This is a genomic window from Nonomuraea insulae (assembly GCF_042656245.1).
Genome location: NZ_JBHSPA010000022.1, coordinates 278,447 through 290,306 on the forward strand (window position 1 = coordinate 278,447; position 11,860 = coordinate 290,306).

Genomic DNA, 11,860 nt, shown 5'->3' on the forward strand with positions numbered 1-11,860 from the left:
AAGGGCGCCCTTTGCCCCAGGAGCCGCCATGTTGCGCCTGCTGGCCGGTGAGGCCGCACGTAGGTTCGTGATCTGTTACGTCGCGGCGGCCAAGATCGGCGCGGTCACCGCGGGCATCGGCACCCAGCGTGCGCCGCCGTTCCCGCCGGACCCCGCGCGGCCCGTCGTGATCACCTACACCTCGGGCAGGACAGGACCGCCCAAGCTGGTCGTCTTCGGCAACCGCCAGCTCGAAGCCATCCGCGCCCATGGCGCCGGAGCCCGATGGGGCACCGGAGACGCGCGGCTGGTGCCGCACCCCCTGGGCCGGCTCGGCTTCGCCACCCGGCTGCCGGTGTTCCTGCAGACCGGTCGACCTGCCACGTCGTGCCCGAATGGAGCACGGACGCCGCCCTGCGGGTGGTCCGCCAGTACGGGATCGGGGTGTTGCAGGGCAGCCCGTACCAGCTGTCGCGCATCCTGGCCCTCGGCGAGGACCTGCCGGACCTGACGCTCATCCTGTCCAGCGGCGCCCCCGCCGCACCGGAGCTGATCAGGGCGCTGCGGGACCGCTACGGCGTGCCTGTCTGCAACCGCTACATCTGCACAGAAGCCGGGCTGGGGCTCGGCACGCGGCCCGACGACCCGCCCGAGGACGCGGAGGAGAGTGTGGGCAGGCCGCGCAGCGGGGTGGACGTGTCGATCAGGGACGGGCAGGGCCGTGCCCTGGCGGATGAGGACCCGGGCGAGGTGCTTCTCCGCTCGAAGGCGGTGATGAGCCGCTACGTTGGCAAGAGCCCCTATCAAGCGGTATTCGCCAGGGACGGGTTCATCCGGACCGGCGACCGGGGATACATCGATCACACTGGCCGGTTACATCTGGTAGGACGCGTTACACCGGCGTAGGGAGGCAGCGTGGCGTTGCACGTGGCGGTCATCGGGTCGGGCCCGGCCGGGATCTACACGGCCGAGGCACTGGTCAAGCAGTCGTCCGAGCCTGTCGAGGTCGATGTCCTCGAGCGTCTGCCGACGCCGTACGGGCTGGTCAGATATGGCGTCGCACCCGATCACACGTCGATCAAGTCGATCGCGAACTATCTGCGCAAGGTGCTGGAGCTGCCCCAGGTGCGCTTCCTCGGAGGCGTCACACTCGGCTCGCACCTGTCCGTGGAGGACCTGCTGGGCGTCTACGACGCGGTGGTCTACTGCACGGGCGCGATGGTCGACAGGCGGCTCGGCATCCCCGGCGAGGACCTGCCGGGGAGCGTGGCGGCGACCGACTTCGTCAACTGGTACTGCGGGCATCCCGACGTCGATCCCGGCCGGTTCACGCTCGACAGCTCCGAGGTCGCGGTGATCGGGGTCGGGAACGTGGCCGTGGACGTCGTCCGCGTGCTGGCCAAGACCTCCGAGGAGCTGCGCGCCACGGACGTGCCGCACGAGGTGCTCGAACGCCTGGAGGAGAGCCAGGTCAAGGCCATCCACATGGTCGGGCGGCGCGGTCCTGAGCACGCCAAGTTCACCCTCAAGGAGCTGCGCGAGCTGGGCGAGCTGACCAACGCCGACGTCTGCGTGCGCCCCGACGAGGCGATCGTCCTGGGCGCCGACTTCCCGCGCCAGGTGCAGGGCAACATCAAGATCCTTCAGACGTGGGCCTCCCGCGAGCCGGTCGGCCGTCCGCGCCGCCTCGACGTGCGGTTCTGGCTGCGGCCGGTGGAGATCCTCGGCACCGAGCGGGTGGAGGGGCTCAAGCTGGAGCGCACCCGGCTCTCGGAGGAGGGCCGCGTGGTCGGCACCGGCGAGTACGAGACGCTGCCGGTCGGCATGGTGCTGCGCTCGGTCGGTTACCAGAGCGTGCCGCTGCCCGGAGTGCCGTTCTCCGAGAAGAGCATGACCGTGCCGAACGAGGCGGGGCGCGTACGTGATCGCGAATACGTGGCAGGCTGGCTCAAACGCGGGCCCACCGGGGTGATCGGCACCAACAAGTCGGACGCGTCGGAAACGGTCCGCACGCTCCTGGCCGATCTGGAAGGCGGGCAACGGCTCGCGGGAGACGTCGACGCGCTGCTGGCCTCCAGAGGGGTGCGGCCGGTGACGTACGAGGAATGGCAGGCCATCGAGGCGGCCGAGGGCGAGCTCGCCCAGTCGCTGGGCCGGGGCGAACGCGTCAAGCTCGTGGGTTTGGAGGCCATGCTCCGTGCCGGCCGTCCCTGAGGGCTTCGACGAGGCCTACCGCCTCCAGCAGGCCCGCTACCCCGCCGCCGAACCCGGCTGGCAGCCCGTCCACACCGTCTACGTCCCCGCCGACCGCTTCTCCGCCCGCACGGCCGCCGAGTGGGGCGTCCAGGCGTTGTCCCTGGTCAAGGCGCACCTGGCCGGGCCCGAGGAGCTGACGGAGGTGTTCGGCGTGCCAGGCGCGCTGGCCTCCGTCGTCCACGACAAGGTGCTGCGCAAGTTGTCCACCGAGCCCGTCGAGGACCTGCGGGTGGACTTCGAGGACGGCTACGGCTCCCACCCCGACGCCGTCGAGGACGAGCACGTGGAGCAGGCCGTCGAGGCGATCACCTCGATGCACGCCATGGGGACGCTGCCGCGGCGGTGGGGTCCCCGGGTGAAGTCGTTCGCCGACGGTGACCCGTCGCGGTCGGTGCGGACGCTGCGCGGGTTCGTGGCCGGGGTGGTGGCGCGGGCCGGGGAGCTGCCCGGCGGGTTCACGGTGACCTTTCCCAAGGTGCTGATGGAGGCCTACCTCGGGCAGTTCGCGGCCGTGCTGGAGGAGCTGGAGGGTGAGCTCGGGACGCGGTTGCGGTTCGAGATGCAGGTGGAGGCGCCGCAGACGCTGCCGTTCCTGCGCGGCGACCTGAACGAGTCGCTCGGCGGGCGGCTGGTGGCGGCGCACTTCGGGGTCTTCGACTACACCGCCGCGATCGGGCTGCCGCCGCACGAGCAGCGGCTCGACCACCCGGCCTGCGACCACGCGCGGCACGTGATGCAGACGGCGTTCGCGGGGACGGGGGTGGAGCTGTCCGACGGGTCGCTGGCGGCCTCGCCCGCGTCCGACGGGGCTGCGGACGTGCACGGGTTGTGGCGGCGGCACGCCGAGCTCGTCCGCCACTCGTTGCGCCACGGCTTCTACCAGGGCTGGGACATGCACCCGTCGCACCTGGTGAGCCGCTACGCCACCGTCTACGCCTTCCACCTGGCCCGCTACGACGCCTATCGGGAGCGGGTGCGGGCCTGGGAGGAGCGGCGCTCGGCCGGGGGCGGCGTCATGGACGAGCCCGCCACGATCCGCACCCTGGCCGCCGCCCTGCGCCGGGCGGACGCGGCTCTGCCCTGAGCGATCCTCAGTCGCGCTCCACCAGCGCCCGCCACTGGCGCACCAGGCGCCACTCGACCGGATCCGACCAGCTCGCCCGTACGGCCGACCCGACGTGGAAGGCGCGGATGCCGTAGTCGAGCAGCGGCGGCACGTACACCGGCTTCAGCCCGCCGCCGGCCAGCACGATCGAGCCGTCGCCCGCGTCGGCGCGCGTCTTCAGCACCTTCAGCCCGTCCCCCACGCCCGTGGGAGAGCCTGAGGTGAGCACGGTGGCCAGGTTGGGCAGCAGCCGCACGGCCCGCCAGGCCGCCTGAACGTCGGCGGCGTGGTCGACGGCGCGGTGGAACGTCCACGGGAGGGGGGACACGGCGTGAATGAGCGCCTCGGTGGCGGCCAGGTCCACGGCGCCCGCACCGTCGAGGAACCCGAACACGAATCCCGCAGCCCCGGCCTGAGCCAGCGCCTTGGCGTCGCGGCTCAGCCGCTGGAGGACATCGGGATCGGCGGCGAAGTTGGCGTCGCAGCGCAGCATCACCATCTGGGGGAGGGGGCATTCCGCGGCGATCGCGGCAACCGTCTCCGGCGAGGGGGTCAGGCCGTCGGCCGCCATATCGGCGACGACCTCCAGCCGGTCGGCGCCGCCCTGTTCTGCGGCCACGGCGTCGCGCACGTTGAGCGCGATCACCTCGAGCAGGGATCCGGTCATGGAGGAGAGGTTATAGGGTGCTTTGCGCCTTTGTGCCAGAAGGTTGACCTCAGGCCCCAGCCCGAGCACGACCGGAGCGGGGAGACAGTTGAGCCGGCGTCCCTGAGCGGGGACGCCGGCCAGACGAGAAGGACGCGCTCACATGGCCGCTGCCACGGGCACCTTCTCCAGCCACGCCTCCTTCCACGTATTCGTGTCGATCTCGCCGGTCACCGGCAGACCCTTGAGCTTCTGCAACTCCTTGCAGGCCTTCTCCGTCTCATCGCCGAAGATGCCGTCGTCCTCGAGTTTCGGCCAGCCGCGGTTGTTGACCTGCCGTTGCCATGTCTTGACGTCGTTGTTCTTCGGGTCGCCCTTCTTCAGGGTGTGATTGGGTGCCGGCTTCGGCTTCGTGCTGCCGGCCTCCCAGGTGGCCTTCCACGTCTTCTCGTCGACGTCGCCGTTGGCGGTGAGACCGTGCTCCATCTCGAAGTTGGCGCAGAGACGCCTGCTCTCTTCGCCGAACTCGCCGTCGACGGCGATGTTCCAGCCGCGGTGCCTCATCTGCTGCTGCCAGATCTTGACTTCCGGCCTCTTGTCTCCGAAGTCCAGAGGGGGAGGGCGGAATCTCGGTGTCGTCACGGCTACCTCCTTGATGTCATGAGGGCGGATTCCACGAGGCGGGCCGAATTGTTGTCGCCCACGATCGCGGTCCGACCATTTGTGTGAGCGCTTGGAGTTTGCCCACAGCTCCCAGCACAGCACAGAAAAGTCCGAAATGCCATTAATCGCGTGCTTTTTGGGGGATTATTGACGCGTCGCACAGTAGCTCTGGCTAAAGTCATAAAAAGGCGATGTATAAATTCCCTGGCGTATTCGCAGTCTTCGTGGCGCATAGAAAAAGCACGCGCCGGACGCGGGCCGGCGCGCGTTCACTTCGGCGATCCAGGACGCCGTGCTACGGGGCCCGCACCAGGCCCACGCCTCGGTCGGCCACATCCACCCCGGCGGCCAGCGGACTGACGACGGCGCCGGCGAGCAGGCGCGCGGTGACCGTGGACGAGGTCGCCGGCAGCGGCGACTTCGTCACCTCTTCCCACCACAGCGCGGCCGCGCCCGCGACGTGCGGCGTGGCCATGCTGGTGCCGCTCAGGGAGCGCAGGCCGCCTCCGTTCCGCGCGGAGATGACGCCCACCCCTGGTGCGCTGATCTGCGGGAAGGTGTTGGAGAACGGCGCGATGACCAGGCCGTTACCCGTGGGCGACTGCGCCAGCGCGCCGACCGCGATAATGCCCTCCGCGGCGGCGGGCAGCGACACGGCGATCTCGAAGTCCGGCCCGGTCTGGCGTTCGCTCTCGTTCCCGGCGGCGGCCACGACGAGGGCGCCGAGGCCGAGGGCCTCTCGGGCGGCCACCATCCGCATGAGCGCGTCGAAGAGCCGCAGATTTGCCCGGTACGCCTCAAGGGCGCGCGACGTGGCGAACCTCGGCTGCCGTCCCCCGTCCACCATCCGCTGCACCATGCCGGGGAAGTCGAACCCCAGAGACATCGAGATCACCTGGGCGCCCTGGTGCAGCGCCCATTCCAGGCCGCGCAGCAGCCCTTCTGTGTCGCCGCTCCCGTCGTCGGCGAGCACCTTGCCGATCAGCGCCCGGGTCACCCCGGGAGCGACGCCGATCCGCGTGCCCTCGACCGGCCGGCCGAAGATCGTACCGGCGCAGTGCGTGCCGTGCCCCTGCTTGTCGCCCACGCCTGAGCCGCTGAAGTCCTCCTGGATGAGGGTCACCCCGGTGAAGGTGGGATGGGTGGCGTCGATGCCGGTGTCGAGGACGGCCACGATCGTGTCCGCTCCCGTCCGCATCGAGACGTCGGCGCCCACGGCCTTGACGCCCCACGTGGCCGCGGCGGCGGCCGCCTCGGCCTCCGCTCGTCCTTCGGAGCCGTCCTCGATCGGCTGGATGAGCCTGGTGGGCATGACCGGCGCCACCGCCCGCACCTCCGGGTCTCGTGACACTTCGCGCAGCTCACGCTTGCCGAGCTCGACCACCTCGACGTGAGGTTCGCTGCCCGCGGCGGCCGCCTGCGACGGCGCCGGACCTCCCGCCCCCGTCGATTCGAAGGGGCCCGCCGTGCGTACGCCGCTCATGTCGCGCAGCACGCTGTATCTCTCACCCATCGCCTATGCAGCTCCCGTTCGACACCGCCCCCCATGGACGGGGTGCCGGCCACCGGCCCCACAGGAACACTGCCCCCAGGTGGTTCCGCTGCCGCCCAAGCCACGCTGAAATGCGACCAAACGACTGCGCTCTCCCGCCGCCCGTTGCTCAAGGAAGCGGCGTGACGACGAAGAGCACCGTCAGCTCCTCCAGGCGGTCGAGCTCCGCCTCGGTGAGCTGCTGGCCTCGCCTGTCCAGGGACACGGCGGAGACGAAGTCGATGATGTCACCCATGAGACTCCTCTTTCCCTCACTTCCCACGCTGCGCCATGACGTGCCGGAAGACCAGAAAAGAAGAAATAAGCCATCTCAATGACATTTTTAATGACCTAACTTGACTTCGCGCGACCAGATGGAACGGGCACCGAATGCCGAAATATGGGTCAAGGCGCGGCTAATTACTCGCTGGACACCTGGACGACTGCGCGGCACGACGCACACATTCGAGATGAGATGCCTGCTTTATAGGAGCGGCGGACGATTATGGTTATATCAACGGAAGTCAGCGAAAGCAGGGTGCGGCAGACCAGGGCCGCCGCCGAACGGTATCGCTGGAGCAGCTCCGATCGCGACGAAGCCGAGCGCAGGAAGGAGCGGGGTGAGGCGTTCCCCGACTCCCCGGAGATGCTCGCCGCCCGTACCGCCCGCCTCATCCGGCGCAACGGGCTCCCGGTCGAAGCGGCGCTGGAGGCCACCAGGGCCGACGTCCTCGACCAGCCCCAGATGTACGAGCGCATCCTCGGGGTGGCCAAGGACCTGCAGTCGTGGAGTTTCCTGCCCCGCGGGGCACGGGCCGCGCGGACGGTCGCCCGGATCTCCGTCGTCGAGAACGGCCGCGAGATCCCGATCGGCACCGGTTTCCTGGTCTCCCCCAGGCTGCTGCTCACCAACCATCACGTGCTGCCCGACGCCACGGCGGCCGGCTCGGTGATCGCGGAGTTCGACGCCCAGGTCACCGTGGACAACACGCCCGAGGTCTCCCGGCGGTTCGTCCTGGCCCCCGACGCGTTCTTCGTCGCCGACGCCGCCCTCGACTTCGCTCTGGTCCTCGTGAGCCCTGACGCCGACGGCCGGCCGGCCGGGGAGACGTTCGGCTGGAACCGGCTCAGCGTCCAGACGGGCAAGCTGGTCATCGGTGAGCCGGTCAACATCATCGGTCATCCCAGCGGCCGGTTGAAGGAGATCTCCATCCGCGAGAACCGGCTGGAGGCGCGCCTGGACGACTTCCTCCAGTACCAGACCGACACCGAGCCGGGTAACTCCGGCTCCCCGGTCTTCAACGACCAGTGGGAGGTCACGGCCCTCCACCACAGCGGCGTCCCCAGAACGGACGAACAGGGGCATATCCTGCGCCGCGACGGACAGCTCTGGCGGGAGGGAGACGGCGACGACGCCGTCGACTGGGTCTCCAACGAGGGCGTGCGGATCAGCGTCATTCTCAAGCACCTGGCCGCCCTGCCCCTCGACGAGGCCCGGCAGGCGTACCTGACGGAGATGGGGCCCGAGTCGGGTCTCAAGGACGCGACCGCCCCGCGGCCGGCCGCCACCGCTCCGCCGGCGGCCGTCACCGTCCCGCCGCCCGCGTCGCCGGTGGACGGGTTGCTCACCGAGACGGACGCGCGCGGCACGCCCCTTCGCCCCGGCGCCGGCGTACCCGCCGCCCCGGACGCCTTCGGCGGGGCCAGGCACGTGGTCTTCCTGCACGGGCGCGGCCAGGAAGGAGAGAATCCCGAACAGTTGCGCCGCTACTGGACCGCGGGGCTGAACGGCGGGCTCACCCGGGCGGGGCTGGCCACGATCGCGCCGGCCGACGTCTGCTTCCCCTTCTACGCGAAACAGCTCCTCGCGGCCATGCGACCGCTGGAGTCCCTCCCCCGTTCGCCGCTCAGGGCCGTGGCCGATCCCGCCGAGGCGATGGCCCCGGCCCCCGGCTCCACGCGGCAGCTGTACGAGCAGATGATCATCGAGGCGGCGGGCCAGGCCGGTATGCCCGGGGCTCAGCCCGGGGGCATGGAGGGGCTGGGCGACGCCGTGCGCCGCGGATTGAGCTGGCTCGCCGACACCACCGACCTGGATCGCCTGCTCATCGCCGCGATCTTCGGAGACGTGGCCGCCTATCTCGACGACCAGGCGGTCCGCGAGACCGTACTGGACTGCGTGCTCAGGGACATGCCGCGGTCCGGCCGGCTGGTGCTGGTCAGCCACAGCCTCGGCACGGTGGTGGCCATGGACCTGCTCACCCGGCTCGACCCGGCGGTGGAGGTCGAGCTGCTCGTCACCGCCGGAAGCCCGCTCGGTCTCGACAGCGTGCACCAGCGGCTGCTCACCGGCGGGCCGCACCGTCCTGACCGGGTGACGCGCTGGTTCAACGCCTGGTGTCCCATCGACCCGGTCGCCCTGGGGTGCCCGCTGGCCGCCCACTGGCCCGACGGTCCGGACGAGGCCGCCGTCGCCAATCCGGCGGGCAGGGCCCACCACATCGAGGAGTACCTCGCCCATCCAGAGGTCGCCCACCCGATCGGGGCCTCGCTGAACGCGCCGGCCCCGCTCACTCGTGCCTGACGCCGTCTCAGCCACGCAGACGGTCCTCGATGGTCTCCACCAGGCCGGCGATCACTCCGTCGGGTGAGGGGCTGTAGTGCGGGATCGCCCACCGCGTGATCCTGGCGTCGATCACCGTGGGACGGCCCGAGGCCAGCGCCGCGCGGAAGGCGTCCTCGAACTCCTCGATCGTCTCCACCCGGTGACCGTCCGCTCCGCACGCACGGGCGTAGGCGGCGAAGTCCGGGTTCCGGAACTCGACCAGGCCGGACTCCAGGTATGTCGAGAGCTGGTAGAGCTTGATCAGCTTGAACTCCTGGTCGTCGAAGATGATCCAGATGACGGGGATGTCGTGCTCGACGGCGGTCATCAACTCGAAGCCGGACAACGAGTAGCACCCGTCACCGCAGCCGACCACGACCGTACGATCGGGCTGGGCGACCTTCAGCCCGATCGCGCCGTTGACATGCCCGGCCATCGGCCCGAACGAGCCGGCCTTGCGGAAGTTCTGGCCCTCCTCGACGTCCACGTAGTAGCCGAGCCACGCCAGGTGGGCCCCCGCGTCGGCCAGAAGCACGGCACGCTCCGGCAGCAGCCGGCCGATGGCCTGCGCGAGCTCCCCGGGGTGGATCTGGCCGGTCAGGTGCAGGATGTGCCTGCTCTCGTAGTCCTTCGCGGCCACATCGGCGGCCGGGACCTCCCCGACCTTCCGCTCCAGCGCCTCGACAAGGGCGGCGACCGCCGGGCGCGCGTCGGACAGGAGCGCGTGGTCAGGCTTGTACGCCTTGTGGAACTCGATCTCGGAGATGTTCACGTGGATGAGCAGCTTGTCGTCGAACAGGTCCTGGCGGTAGTTGAACGTGGCGTGCTGGTTCAGGGAGTTCCCGACGCACAGGACGACGTCGGCCTCGCGGAAGGCCTTCCAGGCGCTCGCGTGACCGCTGTCGGAGAAGACTCCCAGCGCGAGGGGGTGCGTCTCCGACACGATTCCCTTGCCGTCGAGCGTGGTCAGCAGCGGGATCTGGAACCGTTCGATCAACTGCTTGACGTGCGGGCCCGCGCCGCTGCGGACCGCGCCGAAACCGGCGAGCACCACGACCCGCCGGCCCTCCTGGATGGCGTTCGCCAGCACCGACGCGATCTCCTCGACGCGTGCCGGGTCGGGCAGGACCGGCGCGACGTCGAGCCGGACGGGCCGCTCGTTCCCGACCTCGACGCCGCGTTCGGTCAGGTCGAGGGGGACGTGGATGTGAACGGGACCTGGCCGCCCCTCGAAAGCGGTGTTGATCGCCTCCTCGAGCACGTCGAAGGTGTCCGCGGCGGTGTCCAGCAGGAAGGACTTCTTGGTCGTGGCGGCGAACATGGCCTGCGAGTCGGGTGTCCCGCCGAGGCCCGAGGTCTCGTTCAGCGAGCCCCACCCCTGCCACTCCCTGGGCGCGTATCCCGAGACGGCCAGGACCGGGTAGGAGTCGGACATCGCCATGGCCAGCCCGGAGAACAGGTTGAACGCCCCTGGCCCGGCCGTGGCGAAGCAGAAGCCCAGCTTTCCGCTGTACATCGCGTACCCGCAGGCCATGAACGACGCGGCCTGCTCGTGGCGGGTGATGATCGGCCGGATCCGCCGCGAATGCTTCAGTGCCAGCATCAGACCCGCCGCGTTCTCCCCCGCGCCGCCGAAGGCGGCCTCGACTCCGACATCTTCGAGCCCTGCGACGATGGCCTCGTAGACCTTCATGGGCTTCCCCTCAGTGCCATCGCGCGGCATGCCGCTGGTGCGCGTCGGTCATTCCGTTCGCGAAGAACCGCTCGTAGTACTCGGGCTCGATGTGATGCGTCTGCAGCCAGATGCCGGGAACGTGGATGGCGTCGGCGTGGGCGGGGAACCGGCCGTGTGTCTCGTGGATGTAGACGCAGACGTCCCGCACGCAGTCGATCACCGCCTGGTCGTACGCGCTCGCCTCGGCCAGGTAACGCCGCCCGTAGTCGCCCTTGTAGATGCGGGCGAAGGTCTTGTCGTCGGTGTAGATCCCGTCCGGGCCGAACTTCGCCCGCACGACGCTCTCGACGGCCGCCTCCATCGAGCGGTGGTTGGGCGGGCAGGCGGCCTTGATGAGGTGCTCCCCGTCGACCCGGAGGCCGACCGGGTGGGAGCGCAGGGCGGCGTACTTCGGCAGCGGCACGTGCCAGCGCAGGATGTCGGCGAGACGGAAGCGCGGCGTGACGAAGTCGAAGCCGAGCATCCTGCCATAGACCCGGGAGAATTTCGGGTCGCCCAGCATCATCTGCGGGTGGATCGTTCCATGGATCCAGGCGCCCAGCCCCATCGCGTCCGCGGTCAGCATCAGGTTCTGCACCAGCAGGTCGGCCTCGACCTGGGTGCGCATCGGCCCCATGGCTCCGAGCGGCAGTTTGATGTCGGCGTTCAGGAATCCGTTCTTCACCCATTTGCCCACGCCGGCCGGGCGGTAGAAGTTGCGGTCGTCGACGAACGTCGGCCTGGCTCCCTCCGGCTGGGTGAGCAGGTACATCAGGCAGTTGATGTACTGGTGGGAGATGTCCACCACGGGCAGGAAGATCGTGGTGCCGGGGAGATTGGACAGGAACCGGTTCGAGTCGAGGTAGGCCGGGAAGTCCCGCGCCCCCTCGGCCACGTCGAGCCGGCGGTCTAGGACTCGCACTTTGGCCTGACGGCCCCGCTCGATCAGCGCTTCGGCGGTGAAGGGCAGGTCCGGAGCGGGTGGGAGCTTCCTCAGGTAGTACGTGCCGGTGTCGTTGATCATGAAGAAGTGGGTGCCCTGCGCGTTGTCGGGGCTGCCAGCCGTCCGGCCGGCCATGGTGAGGTTGGGCTTGGCCATGATGGGTTCGCCGTCGCGTGGGTCCTCGAACGGCCGGTCGGGCATGGTGAGGCCGGAGCAGCCGGTGAGCGCGATGAGGATCGCCTCTTCCAGCTCCGTCAGCGGCATCGGCTGGTTCGGTGACCGGTAGCTCATCGAGCCCGCCGGGACGCGCGCGCCGCGGCTGACGCGATGGGTCCGGCGTTTCCAGATGCTCTCCAGGAGCGGCCGGGACAGGAGCTCTTCGAGCCCCTCCTGCCTGATGGCCGGTTTGACGTCCATG

The 11,860-nt window shown here is 69.9% G+C and carries 11 protein-coding genes; 5 read left to right on the forward strand and 6 right to left on the reverse strand.

The annotated features are described in order from the left end of the window. Nucleotides 1-28: 28 nt before the first annotated feature. From ACFPZ3_RS17235 to ACFPZ3_RS17250, 4 genes are read left to right on the forward strand one after another with little or no spacing between them, the layout of a single operon-like run. Nucleotides 29-490, forward strand: a complete 462-nt coding sequence (locus ACFPZ3_RS17235) for a hypothetical protein (protein ID WP_379515116.1) — start codon at nt 29-31, stop codon at nt 488-490. Further along, on the forward strand, nt 400-885 hold the full coding sequence (locus ACFPZ3_RS17240; RefSeq protein WP_379515189.1) for an AMP-binding protein: 486 nt from the start codon (nt 400-402) through the stop codon (nt 883-885). Before ACFPZ3_RS17235 ends, ACFPZ3_RS17240 begins: the two co-directional genes overlap by 91 nt. A 9-nt stretch (nt 886-894) precedes the next feature. Beyond that, nucleotides 895-2,193: an FAD-dependent oxidoreductase gene (locus tag ACFPZ3_RS17245; RefSeq protein ID WP_379515117.1), complete on the forward strand. Its 1,299-nt coding sequence runs from the start codon at nt 895-897 to the stop codon at nt 2,191-2,193. After that, complete coding sequence (locus ACFPZ3_RS17250; protein ID WP_379515118.1) at nt 2,177-3,319, forward strand: DUF6986 family protein; 1,143 nt, start codon at nt 2,177-2,179, stop codon at nt 3,317-3,319. Before ACFPZ3_RS17245 ends, ACFPZ3_RS17250 begins: the two co-directional genes overlap by 17 nt. A gap of 7 nt (nt 3,320-3,326) precedes the next feature. Here the strand turns inward: ACFPZ3_RS17250 and ACFPZ3_RS17255 are convergent, their stop codons facing one another. The 4 genes from ACFPZ3_RS17255 to ACFPZ3_RS17270 all read right to left on the reverse strand — a co-directional run bounded on the left by ACFPZ3_RS17255 (nt 3,327) and on the right by ACFPZ3_RS17270 (nt 6,436). After that, on the reverse strand, nt 3,327-4,007 hold the full coding sequence (locus ACFPZ3_RS17255) for a copper homeostasis protein CutC (RefSeq protein ID WP_379515119.1): 681 nt from the start codon (nt 4,005-4,007) through the stop codon (nt 3,327-3,329). 138 nt (nt 4,008-4,145) lie between these two features. Continuing rightward, nucleotides 4,146-4,628 carry a peptidoglycan-binding domain-containing protein gene (locus ACFPZ3_RS17260; protein ID WP_379515120.1) on the reverse strand — a complete coding sequence of 161 codons (483 nt, stop codon included), beginning with the start codon at nt 4,626-4,628 and terminating at the stop codon, nt 4,146-4,148. A gap of 316 nt (nt 4,629-4,944) precedes the next feature. Beyond that, nucleotides 4,945-6,162, reverse strand: coding sequence for a S8 family peptidase (locus ACFPZ3_RS17265; RefSeq protein ID WP_379515121.1), 1,218 nt, complete (start codon nt 6,160-6,162; stop codon nt 4,945-4,947). Between the two features lie 148 nt (nt 6,163-6,310). Continuing rightward, complete coding sequence (locus tag ACFPZ3_RS17270; RefSeq protein WP_379515122.1) at nt 6,311-6,436, reverse strand: hypothetical protein; 126 nt, start codon at nt 6,434-6,436, stop codon at nt 6,311-6,313. 282 nt (nt 6,437-6,718) lie between these two features. On the opposite strand from ACFPZ3_RS17270, the gene ACFPZ3_RS17275 reads away from it, so the two are divergent. Further along, the gene (locus tag ACFPZ3_RS17275) at nt 6,719-8,764 is read left to right on the forward strand and encodes a trypsin-like serine peptidase (RefSeq protein ID WP_379515123.1); all 2,046 of its coding nucleotides are present in this window, start codon (nt 6,719-6,721) and stop codon (nt 8,762-8,764) included. A 7-nt stretch (nt 8,765-8,771) separates the two neighbouring features. On the opposite strand, the gene ACFPZ3_RS17280 is transcribed toward ACFPZ3_RS17275, so the two are convergent. Next, the gene (locus ACFPZ3_RS17280) at nt 8,772-10,478 is read right to left on the reverse strand and encodes a thiamine pyrophosphate-binding protein (RefSeq protein ID WP_379515124.1); all 1,707 of its coding nucleotides are present in this window, start codon (nt 10,476-10,478) and stop codon (nt 8,772-8,774) included. Nucleotides 10,479-10,488: 10 nt separating this feature from the next. After that, nucleotides 10,489-11,859 (reverse strand): hypothetical protein, encoded by a 1,371-nt coding sequence (locus ACFPZ3_RS17285; protein WP_379515125.1) that lies wholly within the window; start codon nt 11,857-11,859, stop codon nt 10,489-10,491. Between the last annotated feature and the right edge of the window lies 1 nt (nt 11,860).